The organism is Shewanella sp. SM71 (genome assembly GCF_025653905.1).
Taxonomy (GTDB): domain Bacteria; phylum Pseudomonadota; class Gammaproteobacteria; order Enterobacterales; family Shewanellaceae; genus Shewanella; species Shewanella oncorhynchi.
Genome location: NZ_JAKKRW010000012.1, coordinates 19,060 through 44,332, shown reverse-complemented (window position 1 = coordinate 44,332; position 25,273 = coordinate 19,060). Strand labels below are relative to the sequence as shown.

Annotated in this window: 14 protein-coding genes; 11 read left to right on the top strand and 3 right to left on the bottom strand. The window is 47.3% G+C overall.

The genetic code is table 11. The features are described from left to right. Positions 1-25: 25 nt before the first annotated feature. Positions 26-1,060, bottom strand: a complete 1,035-nt coding sequence (gene msrP, locus L5L97_RS12960; protein ID WP_263182274.1) for a protein-methionine-sulfoxide reductase catalytic subunit MsrP — start codon at positions 1,058-1,060, stop codon at positions 26-28. Between the two features lie 253 nt (positions 1,061-1,313). Here msrP and rmuC point away from each other — a divergent pair, with 253 nt between their 5' ends. The 10 genes from rmuC (at position 1,314) to L5L97_RS12910 (ending at position 20,706) form a co-directional block, all read left to right on the top strand. Next, entirely contained in the window at positions 1,314-2,888 is a 1,575-nt protein-coding gene (gene rmuC / locus L5L97_RS12955; RefSeq protein WP_113939637.1) for a DNA recombination protein RmuC, read from the top strand. Positions 2,889-2,969: 81 nt separating this feature from the next. Further along, on the top strand, positions 2,970-4,895 hold the full coding sequence (locus tag L5L97_RS12950; RefSeq protein ID WP_263182272.1) for a transglycosylase SLT domain-containing protein: 1,926 nt from the start codon (positions 2,970-2,972) through the stop codon (positions 4,893-4,895). Positions 4,896-5,134: 239 nt separating this feature from the next. After that, positions 5,135-5,839, top strand: coding sequence for an EAL domain-containing protein (locus L5L97_RS12945; RefSeq protein WP_113939636.1), 705 nt, complete (start codon positions 5,135-5,137; stop codon positions 5,837-5,839). A gap of 185 nt (positions 5,840-6,024) precedes the next feature. Next, complete coding sequence (locus tag L5L97_RS12940; RefSeq protein ID WP_263182270.1) at positions 6,025-6,936, top strand: AAA family ATPase; 912 nt, start codon at positions 6,025-6,027, stop codon at positions 6,934-6,936. A 71-nt stretch (positions 6,937-7,007) separates the two neighbouring features. After that, complete coding sequence (locus L5L97_RS12935) at positions 7,008-8,114, top strand: DUF58 domain-containing protein (protein ID WP_263182269.1); 1,107 nt, start codon at positions 7,008-7,010, stop codon at positions 8,112-8,114. Beyond that, positions 8,111-10,282: a DUF3488 and DUF4129 domain-containing transglutaminase family protein gene (locus L5L97_RS12930; protein ID WP_263182268.1), complete on the top strand. Its 2,172-nt coding sequence runs from the start codon at positions 8,111-8,113 to the stop codon at positions 10,280-10,282. The genes L5L97_RS12935 and L5L97_RS12930 overlap by 4 nt, the downstream gene beginning before the upstream one ends. Before the next feature lie 155 nt (positions 10,283-10,437). Next, a complete protein-coding gene (gene recC, locus L5L97_RS12925) occupies positions 10,438-14,238 on the top strand; it encodes an exodeoxyribonuclease V subunit gamma (RefSeq protein WP_263182267.1) in 3,801 nt (1,266 codons plus the stop codon). Continuing rightward, positions 14,235-18,020, top strand: a complete 3,786-nt coding sequence (gene recB / locus L5L97_RS12920; protein WP_263182264.1) for an exodeoxyribonuclease V subunit beta — start codon at positions 14,235-14,237, stop codon at positions 18,018-18,020. The genes recC and recB overlap by 4 nt, the downstream gene beginning before the upstream one ends. Further along, the gene (recD, locus tag L5L97_RS12915; RefSeq protein WP_263182263.1) at positions 18,017-20,215 is read left to right on the top strand and encodes an exodeoxyribonuclease V subunit alpha; all 2,199 of its coding nucleotides are present in this window, start codon (positions 18,017-18,019) and stop codon (positions 20,213-20,215) included. The genes recB and recD overlap by 4 nt, the downstream gene beginning before the upstream one ends. 95 nt (positions 20,216-20,310) lie before the next feature. Further along, positions 20,311-20,706: a hypothetical protein gene (locus L5L97_RS12910; protein ID WP_217363085.1), complete on the top strand. Its 396-nt coding sequence runs from the start codon at positions 20,311-20,313 to the stop codon at positions 20,704-20,706. A gap of 168 nt (positions 20,707-20,874) precedes the next feature. Here L5L97_RS12910 and L5L97_RS12905 read toward each other — a convergent pair whose 3' ends face one another. Further along, on the bottom strand, positions 20,875-21,345 hold the full coding sequence (locus L5L97_RS12905; RefSeq protein ID WP_263166283.1) for a GNAT family N-acetyltransferase: 471 nt from the start codon (positions 21,343-21,345) through the stop codon (positions 20,875-20,877). A 321-nt stretch (positions 21,346-21,666) separates the two neighbouring features. Between L5L97_RS12905 and L5L97_RS12900 the strand changes: the two genes are divergently transcribed. Beyond that, the gene (locus L5L97_RS12900) at positions 21,667-22,680 is read left to right on the top strand and encodes a D-alanine--D-alanine ligase (RefSeq protein ID WP_263182262.1); all 1,014 of its coding nucleotides are present in this window, start codon (positions 21,667-21,669) and stop codon (positions 22,678-22,680) included. A gap of 219 nt (positions 22,681-22,899) precedes the next feature. Here L5L97_RS12900 and L5L97_RS12895 read toward each other — a convergent pair whose 3' ends face one another. Beyond that, positions 22,900-25,164: an EAL domain-containing protein gene (locus L5L97_RS12895; protein WP_263182261.1), complete on the bottom strand. Its 2,265-nt coding sequence runs from the start codon at positions 25,162-25,164 to the stop codon at positions 22,900-22,902. Positions 25,165-25,273: the final 109 nt, after the last annotated feature.

The window sequence follows — 25,273 nt, the reverse complement described above, 5'->3', positions numbered from 1 at the left end:
GAATATCCAAACAACAAACCAATCATCAATAGTATTTCCTCAGATCCATGCCGTCATACAGTGAAGCCACAAACTCGCCGTAACCGTTGAACGGCTGGGTATCGATGCGGGTTGCTGAAAACAATCCCCCCTCGCCGATACGACGCTCTGTGGCTTGCGACCAGCGTGGATGATCCACCGCCGGATTAACGTTGGCATAAAATCCATACTCGTGTGAGGCAAGCTGATTCCAGCTGGTCGGCGGTTGTTTATCCATAACGCGAATTCGCACGATTGATTTAATGCTCTTAAAGCCGTATTTCCACGGCACCACTAAGCGAATGGGCGCGCCGTTCTGCGGTGGCAAGGTTTTACCGTACAAACCCACCGACATTAAGGTTAAATCGTTCATAGCTTCGGCTATCGTGAGGCCTTCAACATAGGGATAATGAATACCTCCCCCCATTAATCGGCTCTTCTGCCCCGGCATTTGCTCGGGATCAAAAGCGGTTTCGAAGGCGACATACTTGCCCTTACTGGTGACGCCAACCTTTTTTAATAACGCCGCCAGCGGGAACCCCACCCAAGGGATCACTATAGACCAAGCTTCAACACAGCGCAGGCGATAGTTACGCTCCTCAAGCGGGAACATTTTAGTCAGATCATTAAAATCTAAGGTCATGGGCCGTTCAACTTCACCTTCGATACGCAATTGCCAAGGATCAACTTTAAAGCCTTGGGCATTATTGAAGGGATCTTGCTTATCCGTACCAAATTCGTAGAAATTATTATGCTGCGTCACTTTATCAAACGGGGTTAACACATCGGCGGCACCGTACTGCTTATTGGATTGAAACGTCAGTGGCGTAGTGATAAATGAGGACTTAGGTTGATCGCCAAATAGATCGAATAATCCAGCCTGCACATAACCGGGCACGCTGGCACCGATAGCACCGAGTCCCATGGCTTTTACAATTTGCCGACGCGAGCGAAATACCGCTTCGGGCGTCACTTGGTTGTCTTGCATGTGCCACTGCGCTTTTTTAAGAATACCTGGGGTAAAACGGGAATGTTTAGCCAATTGACACCTCTACCATCCAATGATTAAAGCCACCGAGTCGCGATAAAAACCTTCTCTGGCGCTCGTCTGTATCGCTCACTCTTATATAGACAGGTAAAAGCCAGAAAAACTTTCCACCCGTGAATAAATTCACCTTAAACGTATAAGACTTGCTCATTCAAGCATTAAGCGCAGATATAGTTGATTAAAGGGCTTGAAGCCTGTTGGGGGGCATGCGAACCTAAGCGCCAAAGCTAAAGGAGTGCTATTGATCATGCCATTTTCTCAATCTTTTTCTGTCGCCGAAATCATCGGCCTTCTCGCCATTGCCTTCTTAGGCCTGTTGATCGGTGCTCTGCTCAATCAAAAACTCACCCGCCAACGCTGGCAACTACACAAAGACCAACTTGAGCAAGAAATGCGTCAAGTAAATGAAGATGCAGAATTATCCTTAGCACAACAGCAAATTTTGGTCGATGACAAAGAAGCGCAATTACGTCAATACCAACAACGCCTTGAGCTCAAAATTGAACAACTGGGCAAAGCCGAGGCCTTAGCCGAACGCGTTCCCACCTTAGAGCAGCAATTAAATGATAGCCAGCGCCGTCAGTTAGAGATCCAATTAGCCCTGTCGAAATCCAATGCCATGCAGCAAACCATTCAAGCCAAGGCCGATGCCCAGCAAGAATCGCTGCAGGATAAAATTGCCAGCTTAGAATCGGCCGAAGTGCGTTTGCAAACCCAATTTGAAAACCTCGCAAACCGTATTTTTGAAGAACGTAGCGAAAACTTTAAGCACCAAAATGCCAGCCAACTCGAAGGCGTGCTTGGGCCATTGAAGCAACAGCTAGAAGGATTCAGACAGCAAATTCGTGAATCCTACACCCACGAACAATCCGAACGCAGCGCCCTCAAACATCAGCTTGAGCACTTAAGGGAGCTCAATCTAAAGATGAGCCAAGATGCTATCAACCTGACCAAAGCACTCAAGGGCGATAACAAGCAACAAGGTAATTGGGGTGAAGTGATCCTCGATCGCGTGCTGCAAGAAAGCGGTCTACGTGAAGGCCATGAATACCATACTCAGCAAGATCTCAAGGATGATAGCGGTAAACGCTTTAAGCCAGATGTGATTGTGCATCTGCCAGAAAATAAGGATGTGGTCATCGATGCTAAGATGTCGTTGGTCAGTTATGAGCGCTACTTCAACAGTGAAGATCCGGCACTGCGCCAACAGGCCATTAACGAGCATGTCATTTCAATTCGCAGTCACATTAAAGGCTTAAGTCAAAAGGATTATCAACATCTGCATGGCCTTAAGAGTCTCGATTATGTGTTGATGTTTATTCCTATCGAACCGGCATTTTTACTGGCATTGGAGCATGATCCTAGCCTAGTCAATTTTGCCCTTGAGCAGAATATCATGCTCGTTAGTCCAACGAATTTGTTGGTGGCCCTGCGCACAATTAACAATATTTGGCGCTACGAATATCAAAATCAACACGCACAAACCATTGCAAAACAAGCGGGTCGAATTTACGACAAGTTATGTGGTTATATTGAAGACATGGAAAAACTCGGCCGCGCCTTAGATAATGCAGAAAAAACCTATCACAGCGCAATGAACAAGCTGTCATCGGGCAAAGGCAATTTAGTGCGTCAAGCCCATTTAATGCAGCAGCTCGGGGTCGATACCAGCAAACAACTGGATAAAATGCTGCTAGAAAAAGCGCTCAATGAAGCCCAGGACGATAACGACACTCAGGATGACGACGCTGAACTTAATCTGTCGCATACCCGCGATCCTAAGGACACAGAACTCGAGCCTGTCGAGTGCAATGATAGATAACAAGAATTGAACACCCATTAATTACCTCAAATCGATACGGACATGTCGATTGATACCTTGATGCCCGGAGGCAAACGCTCCATGTGCAAAGCAGTTATAAATGTGGTTATATCCAGTGCAATATTGCTCGCAGGCGCATTGAATGCCCCTGCCGCACTTGCGTTAACGTCAACGCAGAAAACCTTTCTTGAGGCCGAAAAAGCCCTGAAGAAGCAAGATTATGCAACCTATAAACCCCTACGGGCAAAACTAGGTAATTATCCGCTCGCGATTTATTTAGATCATGATATCGACATAGGTGCTCTTAATGCCTTACAGGGTTATGCAGCTAAAGCCTTGATTGAAAAATATGAAACCACACCCATGTACAATAGGTTACGGTCTAAATATTTAAACAATGCTGGTAGCCAAAAACGCTGGAATGATTATCTTGCGGTCACCCCAGAAGCGCCTACCGACATCCGCCTGCAGTGTTATTACTATGAGGCGAAACTCGCCAAGGGCGATCTAAAAACGGCTTATGCGGCCGCACAATCACTTTGGGTATTTGGGGGTTCGCGACCAAAGGAATGTGATCCTCTTTTCAACACATGGACCAAAGCCGGTAAACGCACTCAAGATGTCGTATGGGCGCGAATGATGCTGAGTTTCGAGGCTGGCGAAACGAGTTTACTGAGTTTTTTATCCCAAAAAATCACCACCCATAGTAACGAAGCTAAGCGTTTAGTCGCCGTCTATAAAGATCCCAATAGCCTGCGCCATACCGAAAAGTTTAAAGATAAAAATCCCATTGTCGGTGACATTGTTGCCGCAGGATTAAAACGCCTTGCCCGTAAGGATCTCGACCAAGCCATTAATTTGTATGAACGGTATCAAAAGGCCCATCGTTTTACCCCAGAACAAGCGCAGCAACTCGATAAATACCTTGTTCGCCGCATTTTAATTGAACAAGATGATAACTATAAAAACTATGTCGACAATGTGCTCACTGAGCTGAAAAATGACGACTTATTTGAGCGCCGTTTAAGATGGGCTATCCGCGATCACGACATGCGCAGTATTGCCCGTTACTTGAACCTACTCCAACCAGAAACCTTGGCAAAGGAACGTTGGCAATACTGGCTTTATCGCACCAATGCCAAAGAAGCGCCTGAAAGCGCCATAAAAGCGCTCGCGACAATCAGTAATGAACGTAATTTTTACGGTTTTGCTGCTGCGCAGTTCTTAAATAAACCGGTATCACTCAATCAAAGCCCTGAGCCTGTTGTTGATGCCAATAGCCAAAAGTTAACCGATGATCTCGGCTTTGTCAGAGTGCAAGAGTTAATGGCGCTCGACCGTTATTTCGATGCTCGCTATGAATGGATGTCACTACTAAAACGCAGTGACAATACGATGCGAGCACGCTATGGACGCTATGCCCATGAACAGGGCTGGTACGATTTTGGGGTTGAAGCCAGTATTCAAGGTAAGTTGTGGGATGATATTCCTCTACGCTTCCCTATGGCACACCAAGCCGGTTTTGAGCACGCCAGCAAAAAGCATAGGGTTAACATCGATGAGATCCGTGCGATTAGCCGCCGCGAAAGTGCATTCTATCTTTATGCGACCTCGGGCGTAGGTGCCCGTGGTCTAATGCAAATTATGCCCGCCACGGCCAAAGCTACCGCCAAAAAACACGGGGCCAGATATAGCGATCCAAAGGATCTCTACAGCGCAGAGCTTAACCTCAATCTTGGTAGCGCTTACTATGCCCAGCTGTTGAAAGAGTTTAACCAAAACCGCATCCTCGCCACGGCGGCCTATAACGCGGGTCCCTCTCGCGTGCGTCGCTGGTTATCAAACTCTGATGGCAAACTCGATGCCATGGGCTTTATCGAGGCTATTCCCTTTACTGAAACCCGTGAATATGTTCAAGCCGTCCTCAGCTATCGATTGATTTATGAGGCGCAAAAGCAAAAAGCACAGCCATTATTCAGCGAAGCTGAGCTTAAGTTTGCTTACTAACTCGCGACATGAAAAGGAACTCGATACTCAGCCGCATCGAGTTCCTACTTTTCAGCATACCCTAGGGTAAAGCTCATGCTTTAACCACCAAAAATTCTAAATGTTATTCTCTAAATTCAAATAATTAGCAAAGCGAATAATTATTCAGCAATCACGCCGTTTTATCGAAAACTTGTTTGCACTGAAGGGCGTTAAATGCGAATAATTAGTATTAAAGCATTAAGAATCCCATTACACCCATGATTAACCTTAGTTCGTTAACCCTTAGCTGCGAATACCAACCCTTTGTCAATCCTCATACTTTAGCCATCGACGGCTATGAAGCCTTAGCACGCTTTTACTTGCCTAATGGTGATGCGGTTGCACCTAATATTGTGTTCGAGCAGTTGCATGAATCCACAGAAATACTCGCTGCTGTTGAATATCAAGCCAAGGCATTTCAACTCATCCATGCGCCGAGTCAGCAGCGAATTTTTATCAATGTTGATCCCCACGCCGTCGATGGACCACATACCGCCAAGCTCATTCGTTTGCTGTCCCACTATGAACGAGTCACGGTCGAGATCATCGAAAACACCTGCATTAACGATGCCCAGCTGGCCAGTCAATTATTCACTCAATTTAAACAAGCTAAGATACATGTGGCGCTGGATGATATTGGTGCGCCCCACTCCATGCTCAGTGTCGATCTGATGATGAACGTGGATTATCTTAAGTTCGACCGCCATTGGTTAACGCACATAACACACCCCGAGGGAGCACAATTATTAATTGCATTGGTCAACTTTGCCAAAAAGACCCACAAACAGTGCATTTTAGAAGGCATAGAAACTGAAGCTCACTTAGCCTTTGCGCGGGATATCGGTGTTGACTTTGTCCAAGGCTTTTTGTTTAAATCCTGGTTTATTCGCCCCACCAGCAGCCAAGCACTGTGCCTTACGTAAGATCAGGCTAAAACGGTTTACATTCGCGCCACCAGCCCACTCAAGACCAAACCTAATGCTGTCGAGTAATTGATTTAGCACTAGAAATGCCACTGGATATACGGGCGATGATCCGCCATAGTGATAACGCACATCAGCTTGCAAATGCACCTTAAGCACACTTCCAAATGTATTAGGAGTCGCCCGTGGCACAATCTGGGATCAGCGAATTACTACAACAACTCGAACAAGTATTGCTGGGCAAGCCTAGGCAAATTCGTCTCGCTTTAGCCTGTATTCTCGCCCGTGGGCACCTGTTGATTGAAGACTTACCCGGCATGGGTAAAACCAGTATTTCCCATGGTATAGCCCAAAGCTTAGGTTTGAGCTATCAGCGGATCCAATTCACCAGTGACATGCTGCCTGCCGACATTCTCGGCGTATCGATTTTTGATAAACATCAAGCACAATTTATCTTTCATCCTGGACCGATTTTTAAGCAGATGATTTTGGCCGATGAAATTAATCGCGCCAGCCCTAAGACACAAAGTGCTTTACTCGAAGCGATGGCCGAACAACAAATTTCCGTCGATGGCATCACCCACAGATTGCCCAATCCTTTCTTTGTGATCGCGACTCAAAATCCCACCGATCAATCCGGTACATTTTCACTACCAGAATCGCAGCTCGACAGATTTATGATGCGTCTGTCTATTGGTTATCCTAGCCACGATGCTGAGCTCGCTATGCTTAAGAGCAATCATAACCACTTAACCTTAGATCAATTGCCCCAATGCCTGACACCGATGGCCTTAATGCAACTGCAAGAGCAGTGCGACAAAGTCAGCGCTTCCGATGCCTTACTCAATTATATTCTGGCCTTAGTGAGTTTTTCCCGTAGCCAAAGTGACAGCATAGGGTTATCACCGCGTGCCACCAAAGCGCTATTACAAGCGGCTAAGGCATGGGCCTTCTTAGAAGGCCGGCATTATTTAGTCCCAGAAGATGTGCAAGCGGTATTTTGTTGTGTAGCGGAGCATAGACTCAGAACCAGTAGCCAATTACAGGGTGAAGCCCTATCAGAGCGAATTCTGGCGAGCGTTAACCCTATTATGTAGCAAGATACTGTAATGAGAAGATATCGCTAAAGTATGCAGTTAACGCATTAAACCAAGGAAATGACTGAGAAGTGAAACGACTGATACTCCCGACTTTCATTCCGACGTTAGTCCCGATTTGGCAACGTTGGTTAGCAAGACGCTTGCCACCGAGTCCCGAAATAACCTTAAGCCATCGCAGCATTTTTATTCTGCCGAGTGGTTTTGGGTTAGTTTGGCTCGGTCTGGTTTTACTTTTATATCTATTCGGCACTAACTATCAAAATAACTTAGTCATTGGCCTCAGCATCTTACTCCTAAGCCTTTTTAATACCTGCATTCTCTACAGTTACAAAAATCTGGCTGGCTTACATTTACGGGCCACGACGCCGCCCGAAGTCTATGCGGGCGAAACCTTAACTTTTCCCGTCCTCATCAGCACTCACCATAGTGGCCATAACATACAAGTTAACTATCCGAATAATCGCACTTATACGGTGCAGAACCTTGGTACAGATGAACAACAAGCGCTCGTGCCCTTTGAGTATCATCAGCGGGGTCAAGTGTCACCGGGTCGGCTCAAAATTGAATCCTTCTATCCCTTAGGGCTTTGCCGCGCATGGTCCCATGTGGATTTAGCCATTAGTCACTTAGTCTTTGCCCAGCCGATTGAAGCGCCGCTACAGCTTGAGGCTGATCATACTCAGTCTGAGCAAGATCCCCTGTTACTCGCGGGTAAACATGTATCGGGGATTGATGAGTTTAAAGGCCTTAAACCCCATGTGCTCGGCGAATCCCTCAAGCAAGTGGCATGGAAACAATGGGCACAGGGTCGCGGCATGCTGACTAAAGAATTCCAGCAGCCCCAAGGTGATCCCGTCTGGTTAAGGCTCAGACCCGATGCCAAACGCCTCGAAACCCAATTGGGTCAGTTAAGCTGGCAAGTCAATAAACTCACGCAACTTGAGCAGTATTTTGGCTTACATTTGCAAAACCCAATGGGAGACGATGTGCTGATCGCGCCCGCGATAGGCAATCACCATAGGATCGCCTGTCAAAAAGCCATTGCCTTGTATCCACAATTAGCGCCTTCAGTGGCGAAGCCCCCATATCAGTCATCAGTCGCTAATCAGCCACAAAAAACGAATCAAGCTCCCCGCAAGCAGCATCATATCCCTACTTCGAGGGAGCAAGTATGAAGTTAGCGGCCAATAGCACAACACCGCAAATCGGCGACAATATTAGCCGCCAGACACTTTTTTGGTTATTGATCACCAATATTGCGGTATTAAGCCCACTATTTGATAAAACCACGCCTTGGACTTTGGGCATTTGCGCTATCTGTTTGCTGTGGCGTGTGGGGATTTATGTCGGCAAAGTGGCAAAGCCACCGCGTTTTTTGGTGACCAGTCTTGCGATCGGCGCCGCAACCACACTGGCACTCGTTTCAAAGGAAATAGGCTTACTCAATGCGCTAGTGAATCTGCTGCTGTTAGGTTATGCCTTAAAATACATTGAAATGCGTAATCAAAGGGATGTACGCGTTGTCGTCCTCGCGGGCTATTTTATTATCGCGCTGACCTTTATCGACCATCAATCCCTGCTTAATACCGCGCACTTGCTCGTGGTGACACTGATCAATACCTGCGTACTCGTGACTTTGTATCAAGATAAGCAATCCTTAAAACACACGGCTTGGATCGGTGGCAAATTTTTACTCCAGAGCCTTCCCCTCGCGCTGCTGTTATTTTTAGTGTTACCGCGTCTTGCACCGCTCTGGTTAGTGCCCAACATGAAAGAAGCCCAAACGGGCTTGTCCGATAGTCTGGCGATTGGTGATATAGGTAAGCTTACCCGTTCGACTGAACTTGCCTTTAGGGCGAGTTTTACCAATGCAAAGCCCATTAATGCCGAGTTATATTGGCGCGCCCTCGTGATGGAGAACTATGATGGTGTCACTTGGCGCCAAGACGCGGGGATTAAACAGTTGCAAAAAGATGCCCTGCTGTTTCCGCCCTCTCGGCCCAGCCCAGCATTGATGGTCAATAATCCTAATCCCATGAGTGATCCCATGAGTAATAGTCCTGCTCCGATAAGCAGTGAAGATCAAGAGATCGCATTAAGTAAGCAAGATAAGCATAGTATTCGTTATCAAGTAATTGCTGAGCCGAGCCACCAGCCGTGGTTATTTGGTCTCGATGTGGCCTATAGCCAAGATGATAACGTGGTCAATATGCCCGACTATCGGCTGTTGGCGCTGCGCAATATCGATCAGCGAATGAGTTATCAAGTAGAGTCTTGGCCTAAGGCTAAGATGGATCTCAGGCTATCGGCGCGGCAAAGACAGATTAACCTCGAACTGCCGAGCCAAAGTAATCCACGCACTTTAACGTTAGCTGAGCAGTTTAAGACTCAGTATCCCGCGCCTAAGCCACGACTATGGGCCATGATGGGCCACTTTAATAGTGAGCCTTTTTTCTACACTCTCACGCCGCCTCCCCTTGGGCCGCAGCAAGTGGATGATTTCTTATTTGAAAACAAAGCCGGTTTTTGCGTGCACTATGCCGCTGCCTTCATTTTTATGGCGCGGGCCACAGGTTTACCCGCACGTATGGTCACAGGCTATCAGGGGGGTGAATATAATCCGCAAGCGGGTTACTACAGTGTGTATCAATATATGGCCCACGCATGGGCTGAGGTTTGGCTTGAAGATGAAGGTTGGGTGCGTTTCGACCCCACCGCTATGGTGGCGCCCAATCGTATCGAGCAAGGATTCGACGCCCAATTTGATCCCGAGCAGAGTTACCTGCAGGAAAGTCCTTTTAGTAGCTTACGATTTAAATCAATGCCTTGGCTCAATGAGTTAAGACAACGTTTTGCCAGCATAGATTATTACTGGAGCGTGTGGGTACTGGGTTTTAACCAAGAGAAGCAGAATCAAGTGCTCAGTGGCATTTTAGGCGATGTGACTCACACTAAAATCGCGGTCTTTATGGGGCTCTGTATCAGCCTTATCGTGCTCTATATCGCCTACAGTGCGGGCTTATTACATTTTAGAGTTCAAGGCGATCCTATTAGCACTCGTTATCAACAGCTCTGTAATCGTCTCGCACACCATGGCATTAAGCGCAAAGACAGTGATGGACCAAATCAATTTGCGCAGCAGATTATTGAGCAATACCAACACAGTGCACCAAAGCTTTGCACGCTGTTCCAAACCTTGACACAAAGTTATGTGGCGCTGAAGTACCAAGATTTACCGGCTAAAGACTATCATGCGCATTTAACCGCATTTAAAGCGGCGGCGAAGCAACTCAACTGGTTATTGCTCAGAGCCAAAGTGAAAGATAAGTTCAATCTAGCCTAGCATTCGTCAACTGAGCTGTAACTGACGATACATCATCGGAGCAAGCACCAATAAACACCTAAAATTGCGGGTTAATTCCACAGAAGCTGCAATAGTGTTGAATCTTATAAATCAAACACATAGAATTGTTTTATTGTCACCATGCCGAGTTGCACATGCTAAAGTTAATCCAGTCCAATCAGATGGAAGTGCTCTGCGCCCATTTAGCCGCTTACCTGACCCAACCCCTTGCTTTTGCACGTCTACTGAGTAACGAGCATATTCTGGTACAGAGTCCCGGCATGTCGACTTGGCTACGCCTCGAAATCGCCAAACAAAATGGAATTGCCGCCGCATTGGAATTCCCGCTGCCATCGAGCTTTACCTGGCAGTTGTGCCATGACTTATTGCCCAATGTGCCCAAGGATAACGCCTTCACTAAGGCAGCGATGACGTGGAAGCTGATGCAACTCTTACCGCGCATGTTGCAAAATGACGCCTTTGGGCCGTTGAGACACTATCTAAGTCATCAGCAATCCAGCACAAATGCCGCCGACACGAATGAACATCTCAACACCAGTGATATGACGGCTGACGATATTAAGCTGTACCAACTCTGTGGCCGGATTGCCGATATCTTCGACCAATACTTAGTGTATCGCCCCGATTGGATTTTAGCGTGGGAGCAAAACGAGCATCCCGAATCACTCACCAAGCCGCTGAATGAAGACCAACGCTGGCAACCCATTTTATGGCGCGCACTCATTGCCTTTAATCGTGATGAGCTTAATCAAAGCCATTACCACAGGGCCAACCTGCACAGTGACTTAATTGCCGCGCTGAATAACCCCGACACGTCACTCGCCAAATTGCCACAACGCCTATTTGTGTTTGGCATTTCCTCGATGGCGCCGCAAACCCTTGAAGTGCTTTACCATCTGGCAGGCCGTATCGATGTGATCGTGCTGGGCTTAAGTCCGTGTCAGCACTATTGGGGTGACATTGTTGATCCCCGTAATCGAGCCCGCATGGCGGTGCAATATGCGGGTAAACGCCAATTAGCCGAACTGTGGGAAGATAAACTCGAAGTGGGTAATCCGCTGCTTGCCAATAACGGCAAGATGGGCCGTGAATTACTCGATATGCTGCTTGAGCTCCCCGCCGAACACTGCGACTTTGGCGACGATGTGTATTGTGAACCCTGTGACGATCCCAACTCGCCACACAGTCATGCCAGCATGCTCCACGGCGTGCAATACGATATTTTAGAGATGCAAACCTTAGACAGAGTACTAGGGCCTGATGCCGAGCTGTACCAAAATGTCGAGAACAGACGCCTGCTTAAGCGCGACGATGAATCCATTCGAGTCAAGAGTTGTCACAGCCCACTGCGGGAAATCGAAACCCTACACGATCACTTGCTTGAGTTACTCAGCAATGATATCGACCTGATGCCTAAAGACATAGTGGTGATGATGCCCGATGTCGCCGCCTACGCGCCCTACATCGATGCTGTCTTCTCGGCGAAGCAAGGCCTGCATTACATTCCCTACGCCATTGCCGACCGCGGCGCAGCGCAGGAATCACCGCTCATCAATAGCTTTTTAAATTTACTCGGGATTAATCAGAGCCGTTTTGGTCTGACCGACATTTTGAGCATACTCGAAGTGCCCGCCATTTTGCGCCGTTTCCAGCTCGATGACGATGAATTGCAACTGATCCGCCGCTGGTTAGATGAAGCGGGCGTGCGCTGGGGCCGCGATGAACAAAGCCGCCTTAAACAAGGTGTGCCAGCGTTTGAGCAAAACTCTTGGGCCTTTGGTATTAAAAGGCTGATTTTAGGTTACGCCTTGAGTGACGATGCGCCGCTCTATCAAGACCATCTTGTCGTCACTGGCATCGAAGGCCAATCGGCGCAGGCGTTAGGTAAGCTACTCAATTTTATTGAAGTACTCGATGAAACGGCGCAAATACTCGCCCTGCCGCAAGTGGGCGCACTGCGTTTAGCGGAATTAACTGAGCTACTAGATGCCTTCTACGACACAGATGAAGACGAACGCGAACAATTACAGGAAATCCGCGATGCCATTGCCGCCCTAGAGCAAGAGTTACTATCGGCGGGCAGGCCCTTAGATACAAAAACGTTAGAGACAAATCCGCTAGAGGCGCTAACCCAAGAGCGTATAAGCGGACTGAGCCTCAGTATTGAAGTACTGCAACAGTGGTTTAATCAACGCTTAACCGAATCTCGGGTCGGCCAGCGTTATCTTGCGGGAAGCGTGAACTTTTGTACCTTAATGCCGATGCGCTCGATTCCTTTTAAGGTCGTGTGTTTACTCGGTATGAATGATGGGGTTTATCCTAGGGTTCAACATCCCGTTGGCTTTGATTTAATGGCACACTTTGGTGCCCGTAAAGGCGATCGCTCCCGCCGCCTCGATGACAGATATTTGTTTTTAGAAGCCTTATTGTCGGCGCGGGAACAACTGTATATCAGCTATATTGGCCGCAGCGAACGGGATAACTCTGAACGTATCGCCTCTATGCTCGTCTCTGAGCTGATTGAATATTGTCAGCTGTGCTATTTGCCTGAAGCCCTATTGATTCAATCGCAAAAAGCTGCAAGCCCCATAGACCCAGAGGATGCCGAAAAAGCCCTCTATAACGCGATTGTCAGCCACCAGCCACTGCAACCCTTTGATCCCAAGTTGTATCAAGCCACAGTAAAAAGTGATGACAAAAATGGCTCAAACATAGATGGCTCAGGCAGAACCCCAAATAACTCGGGCATAGGCCAAAGTTACAGCCTGCAATGGTGTCCGCCCAATACGGACACTGCGGGCACACATGCGGGCCGCTTTATCGGCGCGCAAACTCGCATCATGCTCGACGCGGATGAACAAGACTCAGTGCCCGATACAGAGGCACAGCCAGCTTCTGAGCACGAACAACAGCAAAGTAAGCAAGTGGATGTGTCAGCCCTGATCCGTTTCTTTCGAAATCCGGCGCAGTACTTCTTCAACCGTACGTTAAAAGTCGATCTCAGCCTTAATATTCAGGCCGATGATAATGACGAGCCCTTTAGCTTGAATGCCCTAGAGCGTTATATGTTACAGGCCCAGTTACTCGACGATGCCATAGGCCAAGGCCTAACTGAGCCCGATATTGAGCTGATTAAACGCCTCAAAGCCAGTGGCACTTTGCCCATGCAGCCCTTCGATGATTTGCTATTGCGCCAATATCAGCATGATATTAAACCTTTGATTGGCAGAACCTTGTTCCTCAAGGGAGAACAAGCCAGCAGCCATGCGGATATTAAACTCGTGTTTGACTTGCCCATCACGGCGGGTAAATCCCAGCAAGTGTTACTGCAAGGTCGTATCGATGACATCAGCCCTAAGGGGTTAGTCAATTACCGCCCTGGTAGCGCCCACGGTCGCGATGTGCTGAGGTTGTACCTTCGCCACCTGTGTTTAATGGCAATGGGCCACACACATGTAAGCTATCTACTCGACATGGGGCACTTCCACGCCTTGGCTCCAATCACAGCTGAGCGCGCCCATGCGTTACTGGCCGATTTGTTAGTGTTGTTTTACCAAGGCCAACAACACCCACTGTGTTTTATGCCGCGCACGTCACTGGCCTACGTCAGCTGCGAGGGTGAGCACGATGAGCGTTTGCAGCAAGCGTTACCTGAATGGCTGGATGAGCAGAGTCAATTAGGCGAAGGGAACGAACCCCATTACCAGCGATTATTCAGTTTCCCGCAGGAGTTCTCTGAGGATAGCTTTGGCGCATTAGCCGAGCGTATCTATCGCCCTATGGTGAGTTTATATCTCAAAGACACGCTGGCTCAGCTTGAGGAATTTGCGCTCAACGATGGTATGAGCCAAGGCCCTGCTAATGAACACGCGACTGACACACAAGCTCTCGCACCACATTTGAACCGCGATAGCGCACAGGGAGAGCAAGCATGAGTGAACAGATGCCGTTGAACACACAAGCCTTACATTCAGCACCACAAGCCCTTAATCCTCTCACTCTGCCCTTTGGCGGTAGTCGTCTTATTGAGGCCAGCGCTGGCACAGGTAAAACCTACACGATTTCAGGTCTTTACTTACGCTTATTGCTTGGTGATGGCATTCCTGCGCCGCTCACCTGCGAACAAATTCTCGTGGTTACCTTCACCAATGCGGCCACCGAAGAGCTAAGAGATCGTATTCGCCGCCGTATTCAAGTCGCCTTTAAGTGCTTCTTAGGGCTAACGATTGCCGATCCCTTTGTGCAGGCGCTGTATGACAACACCCCAGAGAGTGATCGCGCCATTGCCCTGAGGCGATTCGATCTCGCCCTTAAATCCCTCGACGAAGCGGCGATTTTTACCATTCACGGTTTCTGTCAGCGAATTTTATCGGATCTCGCCTTTGAGTCTTCCTTGCTGTTCGAATCGGACTTTACCTTGGACGACAGCGAATTTTTGCACCATGCCGTGCGGGATTTTTGGCGTGAGGCCTGTTATCCGCTGCCCGATTACTTAGCGCAAATCATTGCCAAGGAATTTGGCGAGCCCGATGGGTTAGTCAAACAGTTGCGACCGCTCCTTGGCGCCAGTCAAGCAAAGCCTTTGAAACCCGCGCTTAAGTTTGATGCCTTAGCCCTGTCACTACGCCAAAGTTTAGAGCGCTTTAAATTAGCTTGGCCAAGGGGACGCGATGGCTTATTGGCATTGCTGCACAGTTTGCCACTCAACGGCACCCGCTTTGGCAAAGCAACGGATAAGTACCCCAAGCTCGCCGCCATGTTCGATGCGCTAGATAACTGGCTCGCTTCCGGTCATGGGTTGCCGCCACTGAAAGAGTTAGAAGCCTTGTCCTTGTCTGAGTTAAAACTCAACAAGGGCGGCGTGATCCCAAGTGTGAGTGAAGCGCCGCTAATGGATCATATGGAGCAACTCGCCACATTGATTGCCGCCATTAAACCAGCATTTTTATATAGTGCGAAACTCGGCATAAGCGATCGATTTGCCCAGCAAAAACAACAAAAAAATGTGCTGACCCCAGATGACTTACTCACGACATTAGCGAGCGCGTTAAACGCCAATAATGAAACCTTGCCCAAAGCCGTGGCAACACGTTTCCCCGTCGCGCTTATTGATGAATTCCAAGATACCGATCCGCTGCAATTTGCGATCTTCTCTGGCATCTACCAAGACCGTTACTCGTTTGAACAAAGCAAAAACGATACAGAAAATAAGCTTAGCCTGTTGATGATTGGCGATCCTAAGCAAGCCATTTATGCCTTCCGTGGTGCCGATATCCATACCTACATTGAGGCCCGTCATCATACGCAGGCCCACTATCATCTGGATACCAACTACCGCTCAAGCGCAAACATGGTCGCTGGGGTCAACCATCTGTTTAGTCAGCATAATGATCCTTTTATCAGTCAATCGATCCCCTTTGATAGCGTGAAAACGCCCAGCAGTGCTAAAGGGAAAATCCTCACTGAAAAAACCGCAAACCCCGCCGCCTTAAGATTAAGACTCTTAAGCGAAAGCGCAGAAAACGGCCTCAACAAAACCACGGCAAGACACTTGCTCGCCGAAGACGCGGCGGCACAAATTACCCGTTTACTGACAGATGCGGCCAATGGCAAATGCCACAGCCCGAAAGGGCCTTTGATCGCTAAAGACATCGCTATCCTAGTGCGGGATCGCAACGAAGCGGCAGTGATGAAAACCGCATTAAGTAAACGCCACATAGGCGCGGTGTTTTTAAGTCGCGACAGTGTGTTCGATACCCTTGAAGCGCGGGAAATGGCGTTAATTTTGCGATCTCTGGCGAACCCTAAAGATGAACGGGCACTGCGCAGCGCCCTAGCCACGGCATTATTAGGTTATAGCGCCGAGCAAATTCATGCCTTTAACCAAGATGAAGAGCACAGACAGCTGTTATTAGAGCAGTTTTTTAACTTACACCAAGTGTGGCAAAAACGCGGCATCATGCCCGCGCTATTAAGCCTTGCCAATAGCACTAAGTTGATTGACCGTTTACTGCACACCGCCAGTGCTGAGGTAGATGCTCAAGAGCAAGATGCCACAAACGGTGAGCGCCGCCTGACGGATTTTCGCCACCTTGCCGAGCTATTACAGCAAAAGGCCACCGAACTTGATGGTATTAGCGCCCTGCTCAATTGGTATGAACAGCAACTGATTGATAACACAGGCACAGATGAACAGCAGCTGCGTCTTGAAAGCGAGCAGAATCTGGTGCAAATTGTGACTATCCATAAGAGTAAGGGCCTTGAGTATCCCGTGTGTTTTGTGCCCTTTGTCAGCCTAGCCCGTGACAATCGCCGCCGCCCGACGCCTATGCTGTACCACAGAACTAACGATGCAGGTGAGCAAGAGCTAGTATGGGATATCGAAGGCACGGATGAGGGTTGGGAGCGCGCAAAACAAGAAACCTTGGCCGAGGACTTGCGCCTTTTGTATGTGGCGCTCACTCGCCCTGTGTATTTGTGTTACTTGTATATCGCCAACCACAGTCGTCAGCTTAAAAATGGTCTTAAAAGTCAGCTACATGAAACCGCTATCGGCTATCTATTGGGCATAGGCGACTCAGAATGTGACTTTGTTCGTATCTGCAATGCTGCGCAGCAGCTCGCTCAAGATGTGGAAGCCATAAGTATTGATAAGGTGCCCGATGACATAGACGAGCGGCCATTGCCCTCAAGCCAAGACATAGCACAAATACTGAGCGCGAAAACCTTAACCCGCCAATACTGCACGCCGTGGCGAGTCGGCAGTTATTCAGGTCTCGTTAAAAATACCAGCCATGGTAAAGCCGCGCCGGGTGCCGACGATGAAATATTAGGTACGCTTGAATATATGGCTGCGCAAACACTCTCTATTCCTGATGAGGCAAGCCATGAGCTGCAGGATGGCATGCTCAATCGCTTTAACTTTGAGCGCGGCGCCAATGCCGGTAGCTTTATGCATTTAGTGTTAGAAGAGATTGATTTTACGCAGGCAGAAATCGACTTACTGCTGCGATTGCCTAAAGCCATGTTGCAATACGGTATCGCACCCGAATGGCAAACAGTATTACATACTTGGTATTTGGATGTGCTGCATGCACCGCTCTGCGCGATACCGCACGCCTTAGAGTCGCAAGTCACGGGTCATGTAAGCGCCGTCAAACCTGCTCATCCAGATCTGTGCTTAGCCAAGTTATCGCCGCAGAATACCTTAGTCGAAATGGAGTTTTATTTACCCTTAAGCGAACTTAAAGATACTGAGCTCAATGCGCTACTGCAGCAATTTGGCTATGAGTCGACACTTAAGTTTTATGATCTCAAGGGCATGCTCAAAGGCTTTATCGATTTAACCTTTGAATACCAAGGTCAATATTATATCGCCGACTATAAGTCGAATCATTTAGGCGACAACATCAATGCCTATCATCAGAGCGCGCTGCAAAGCGCAATAACCGATCACAGGTACGATTTGCAGTACATTCTCTACTCATTGGCGCTACACAGGTATTTGAGTTTACGCCTGCCAAGTTATGACTACGACAGCCACATCGGCGGTTGTTATTACTTGTTCTTACGGGGAATGTCGGCTCAATATCCCGGCTATGGTATTTATTACGACAAGCCGCCGAAGGCACTTATTCTCGCGCTAGATTCACTTTTTAATGACAATTTATTTCACAGCAAATTGGCTCGTGCAATAGATACAGGAGTCACGGCATGATGCGCTCAACCCAAGGGCTAAATGCACATTCACTCACAGCGGCGAAATGGATAGACCATGGCGCAATTCAGCTTACAGCGCCGCTGCCAGAGCTGTTAAAGCAGTGGGAGCAAGAACGACTGCTCACACCGCTCGATCGGCATTTCGCACTCGAAATGAGTCACTTGCATCCAAGCGACAGCCAACAACCCTTATTTATTTTGCTATGTGCGCTATTAAGCCAGCAATTATCTTCACAGCACAGTTGCCTAGTGCTCGCCCATATTGTGCCACTCAATCCCATGGCCGAACAAAATAGCCATTGTAAAATCACCTTAAGCCTCGAAGCACTCACAGAGACCTTACAAACTTTTGATGCCGTCGGCCAAGCGGGCAGTAACAAACCGCTTATTTTTGATAATGGCAGACTCTATTTACAACGTTATCATCAATTTGAAACCTCAGTCGCCGCCTCATTAATCCGCTTGTCCGGAAGCGTATCTAGGCAATTATCTGAAGAAGCAAGCCACCAAGAGCAACCGCAAATCGCTAAGTTGAGGTCACTGTTAGATCAACTGTTCCCTGCCAATGTGAGCGATCCCCATTCACTCACTAACAGTGAAGACACAGCACCCATTGATTGGCAAAAGGTCGCCACGGCCACTGCGCTAGGTAAAAAACTGTCGGTGATCACTGGCGGCCCAGGTACGGGTAAAACCACCACTGTAACTAAACTTTTGTTATTGCTACAAATGGAATCACAGCAGGAAATCCGTTTAGTCGCGCCAACGGGAAAAGCGGCGGCTCGCTTAAGCGAATCAATCAAAGCCTCAAAAGCGCGTCTGGCGAAGGAACTCAGCGCCCATGCTAATGTTATTGATGAAGCTCGCAATAGAAATAGCCAAGACTTTTTAACGGCTCTGGGCCGCATTCCAGAGGAGGCATCAACCTTACACAGACTTCTTGGGGTGATCCCCAATTCGCCGCACTTTCGCCACCACCAAGGTAATCCGCTTAGGCTCGACCTATTGATTGTCGACGAAGCCTCTATGGTCGATTTGCCCATGATGTATAAACTGCTCAGCGCACTGCCTGAGCACGCCAGTTTGATTTTACTCGGCGATCAAGACCAACTCGCCTCGGTTGAGGCTGGCGCTGTGCTCGCCGATATTTGTGCGGGCCTTAAAATACCAATAGATCCCAATAACCTTGCTCAGAACAACATAGCGTCAAGCAGCCCTGCTCTGTGGCAAATGCGCTATTCCAAGGAACAAGCCGAGCGTCTGAGTGCTTTAACGGGTTTTGAGTTAACACCCTATATCAGCAATGCCCCTAAACTTGGCGATAGCTTATGTATGCTAATGCACAGCCACAGATTTAAAGGCGATGCAGGGATTGGACTGCTCGCCAGTGCCGTCAATCGTGCTGATCTTCAAGGTATTTTGCAGGTATGGCAACAGGGACCTGCAGAATTGAGCTGGTTAGAACACAGTATGATCGTAAGCCAAACCCAAGCCAAAGTAAGCGAGCCTGCTAATAATGTGGGACTCAATTTACTGCTGGAGCAAGCCTGCCAGCAATATGGCGCTTATCTCGGTGCCTTGAATAGCCATGCAAGTAACAATGATGCAAGTAATAGTGATGTAGGCACACGTCCAAGCACAGCTGACATCATTGAACGCTTTAACCAGTACCGTATTCTATGTGCTATGCGCTCGGGCGATTATGGGGTTGAAGGCATCAATCAGTATGTGACTCAAGCACTGGCCAATGCCAAGCTGATTAAACCGCTACAGGAGTTTTATCTGGGTCGGCCAATTATCATCCAAAGCAATGACTATAACTTAGGCCTGTTTAACGGTGATATCGGATTGATTTTGCAGGATGAAGATAAACCCGAACGTTTAATGGCGCACTTCATCAAGGCCGATGGCAGCCTGTTAAAAGTCTTGCCAGCCCGTTTGCCCAGCCATGAAACCTGTTATGCCATGACAGTACACAAAAGCCAAGGCAGCGAATTTAGCCGTGTGGCCTTAGTGCTGCCACCGAGCCCCAGCCTAGCCCAATGGCAACTGCTGACTAAAGAGTTGGTCTACACCGCCATCACCCGCGCTAAAGTCCACTTTACCTGCTTAGGCACCCAGCACGTATTCGAGCGGGCCAGTAGCCAAGCAACCCAACGCGCATCGGGTCTTGCCGACCGCCTTTGGGGGTGAATGAAGCTTTGTGGTCAATGGGGAACACTTTAGGAACTACATTTTAAGATATGACTTTTAGATTTACTCTAACCATGAAACTAAGGATTTAAACATTGATTAAAAAGGACATTATTACACTTAAGGATCTACAAGCCGTTATTGCCTTGTTTGACGCCATAGCACCAGATGCCGCTTTACCTAAGCGTTATTATGAAAAAACCCGCTATATCCAGTGGTCAGAATTTAAAGACATGCAGGTATATGCACTCGACTTTGAGCCCTATTTAACGATTAGCCAGCGTTGTAATATGACGTATTTTGGCATACATCAAAGTACGCGACGTTTATACCTAGCACACTGTAATGATGCTGGCCACGCACCGCGCTGGGAAGCGAGACCAGTGACCTTAGCGCAACTGATGGATGTCGAGTTAATGGTGAATTTACATAAAAATCATGCCTATAACTTAGGGCTAAACATCTGTTTTGATCTGAACTATTTACTCTGATCTTTTGTATTAATGTACAAATTCGGATGACTGAATATCGGTGGTGGGCCAAGCAATATCAATTGCTAAAATCAATCAATTTGAAATTATCAATGTCACCCGCAACGTTTTTCCGGTACCCGAAGGCACAAGGACAACGGATCTGATTATGCTCGCTCGAGCCAAGAATTAGCCGTTTGGTTCGCTCAACACTAAGCTGTAGCGAAAAGATGTTTTGGTAAACCCTATACTTTCATAGTATTGCTGTGTGGCAATGCGCTGCATCGATGTAGTGAGTTCGAGTAACTGGCAATTCTCTTGCTTTCCCCTTTCTTTCGCAAAGGCGATCAACTGAGAGCCAACGCCCTGACCCCGCATGTCGGCATCCACCACAATTGCGGTTATACGACAGATACGACTCAAGGCGGGGAAATAATCAAAGAACATTAAGGCCATCACAGCGACAACTTGTAGGTCACCCTGCGCATTATGTTGCTCATACACCAGTAATTCATCACTGCGGCGCAGAGAATCATGCTGATATTGGCTTAACGTCTGGGCTAAAGCGGCATGGGACAAAGAATAACCGAGTTGCTCAAGTAATACCTGCACACTATCTGTATCCTGTAAGCGGGCTAACCGAATGTTTTTATTCACCATGAGATACCATGTTGTAATCTGCCTAAAGTCAATGTCACTCGTACTGGGTTGCACAGTTTAGATGACGGTGACGAAGCAATAGTCCAACGACATTGCCATCTCACGCCACAAAAATCAAAATAAACCCGACAAAGGCACAACCCCATATTTGCAATGCGATGTAATGCGTTAAAATTCACCACTTAATAGCCATCAGTCAGCAAAACCTTGCACTCATAGGGGCAAGAAAACTAAGATGACAGCGGCTGTACTATAGGATGATATTCGTATTGCCACAGGCCGATGTCATCCGATTTTGCTCACTTTGAGGAATCACTCACAATGTCTAAGATCAACCTGCTTTTGCTGTGCGGCGGCGGAAGTGCCGAACACGATATTTCACTCATGTCGGCCAATTATTTTGAAACCTCACTGGCAAAATCCGAGCAGTTTTGTGTATTGCGTGTCGAACTGGATAAATTTGGTCAATACCGCACCGCTGCGGGTGATGATTGTGAACTGACCAATAGCCGCGAAATTCGCTTCCGCGATGAGAGCAAAGCCCCATGGCCGGTCGATTACGTCATTCCCTGCATCCATGGCTATCCCGGCGAAACAGGTGACATTCAATCCTATTTTAACCTGATCCAACTGCCCTATTTTGGCTGTGAATCCGAGGCTAGCAGTAACTGCTTTAATAAGATCACCGCTAAAATGTGGTTCTCGGCCTTAGGTATTCCGAATACTCCGTATATTTTCCTAAACCAATTCGATGATGCAGCAATAGAGCAAACCCAAGCCGCATTAGCACTATGGGGATCCATCTTCGTCAAAGCGGCCTCACAGGGTTCCTCTGTTGGTTGTTATAAAGTCGATGACAACGATAAAGTCGCTGGCGTGCTTAAAGATGCTTTCGGCTATGCGCCCTATGTTATCGTTGAAAAAACCATTAAAGCCCGTGAGTTAGAAGTCGCAGTATACGAATACAACGGTGAAGTGGTGGCGACAGTACCAGGTGAAATCATCTGTGATACCAACACCTTCTACACCTTCGATGAGAAATACGCCAAAAACAGTAAAGCACGCACCGATGTGGTGGCACAGCATGTGTCAGCTGAGATCAGTGAACAAATCCGCGCCTATGCAATCAAAGCATTTAAAGGTATGAAATTGCGTCACCTGTCGCGCATCGACTTTTTCTTAACCGCGGATAATGAAATTTTACTAAATGAAATCAATACCTTCCCAGGTTCTACGCCGATTTCTATGTTCCCCAAAATGCTGCAAAATCACGGCCATGATTTTACTGAATACTTGAGTCTAGTGATTAACAGCCAGATAACCGCTAAATCTTAGCGCTCGCCACCTGACTCAATGTGAACGCAGAGACTCAGTGCAACACCTGTTTCCAGTAATAAAAAGAGCGCCTCGGCGCTCTTTTTATTTATTATGTTTCAATGTTTTATATCTAAAACTTGAATTATTACCTTACATCTAAACCCAATATTAAAATCAGACTGCCACTGATTAAGCCGCCCTCACATCTAGGTCAAACATCAAGGTCAAACATCAAGGTCAAACGTCAAACCCCTTATGCAACTCAGCTTGCTTTGCCAACAGGGCAAAGAATGCAGCTTTGGGCATAGGCTTATAAAATAAATAGCCTTGAATTTCTTGAATATGATTCGCCATTACAAATTTAAGCTGGGACTCAGTTTCTACCCCTTCTGCCGTCACAGTTAAATCTAACGCATGGCTTAAACGCACTATAGCCTCCACCAACGCTTCGTGACGTTTGCCTTCATCTAATCTGTCGATAAAGCTCTTATCAATTTTAATTTGATCGATAGGGAAATTCGCCAAATAGGACAAGGACGAATAGCCAGTACCAAAGTCATCTAAGGAAATTTTAATCCCCTTAACCCGCAAACCATTAAGCACATCAATAAGATACGTATGTTGCTTCATCAGCAAAGATTCAGTGATCTCAAGGGTTAATCTATCATAGGGGAAATCAGTCACCTCAAGTTGCTCGGTAATCGCAGCAAAGGATTCCACAAAGGCATCTTGTAGTTCATGGGACCAAAACTCAAAAGTCGAGACATTCACCGATAACTTAATGGGCCAATTTCGCTCCTGCATCTCTAAAATAGTCTGCATAGCACCAAGGCGAACATCTCGACCAATATCAACGATTAAACCACTGTTCTCCGCGATGGGAATAAATTCATCGGGTGGAATAAACGTTCCCTCATGCTGCCAGCGCAGCAGCACTTCAGCACGGACAATCAAGCCTGTGGTCGCATTGACTATGGGTTGGTAATAAAGCTCGAAGGTATGCTGATCTAATGCCTGCTTAAGCTGATTATGAAGGCTAGCAACACGCTCGGCATTTAGCTGCATTTGTTCAGTAAAAAAATGATATCGATTGCGACCATTTGCCTTAGAAATATACATGGCCTGATCGGCACAATTTAACAACTGTTCAAGATCGAGGGCATCTTCAGGAAAACGTGCAATCCCTATACTTACCGAGCTATAAACGCCTTTTCCATCGGCTAGCACATAATGTTTTGCCACATTTTTGTTAATTGTATCTGCAATTTGTGCCAATTCTTTCTGGTTAACAACCCCAGGTAATAGCAAGGCAAACTCATCCCCTCCTAAGCGTGCAAACACCATAGTGTCATCGACACACTCGCTGATCTGTTTAACCACTTGCACTAACAGTGCATCACCTTTGTCATGGCCATGGGTGTCGTTGACTTGCTTAAAGTTATCTAAATCCATCAACATAAAACTAAAGCCGGGTGTCAAACTGTCGGAGGTAATTAACGCTTGGATCTGCTTGAATAACGCATTGCGGTTAGCAAGTCCGGTAAGAGAGTCATTATTGGCCTGATACTTAATCAGCTGCGCCGCTTTTTTACGTTCACTAATGTCTGAAAATAGCCATGCAAAACAGGGTTGCTGACCATTGGACTCTCGGAAGGTCGTGACGATAAGGTCAAGATAAAACTCCTCACCATTTCCCCTAAGACCCACCAACTCACCCTGCCACATTCTGTCCTGAGCTAAATGCTCAAATAACCCCACTAATTCATGAGATTGGGATGATGCTAAAAAAACCTTAGGATGAAAGTTAGCGATATCAGTATCTTGAGGGATAACTATATGTCTGAAAGCAGGATTAGCATAGAGAACTGCATCGTCAGAATTGGAAATAACCAGAGCAAGGGGTAACCGGTCAAAAATTTTCACAGCTAAATGCTGAAATTCCATTGCACGACTGCGTTCAATGGCTAAACTCGCCAGTCTTGCCGCCTCTGAAATGAGTTCTAAATCCTGCTCTGTTGGGGACTTTATCGTATCATAATACATGGCAAATGTGCCTAGCACTTTACCATGAGTATCTTTGATAGGTTCTGACCAGCAAGATTTAAGACCTGCACGTAATGGTAGTTCTTTATAATTAACCCAGTAAGGATGTTGAGCGATATCTTCAACGATAACACGCTGCGCATAATAGGCTGCCGTGCCACAAGAACCCACGTTGGGGCCAATTTCGACACCATTAATGGCTTGATTGTAACTGTCGGGTAAATTGGGGGCGGCACCTAATAATAGACGTTTACCGTCAGCACTGAGCAGTAACACAGACCCTCTGGTTCCTACTTTTTGAGCTTCGATTTTTAAGACTAAGGCATGCAAAATTTCATGTAGCGGTGCGCCATTGAGCAGCATAGAAAGAATACTGCTATAACAAGCTATGCTGACATTGTGGGCGAGTTTAACGTCTGCATGATCGAGCAGATCTGGAAGGTTAGCGCCGTACGCCATAATTTCCTTAAGAGCAAAGTTGCAATATAAATACTGATTAACAATGTTAAATATTTATAACTTATAAGAAATTCTAGGCACTAATGTTAATTAAGTAAACCCTTTACCT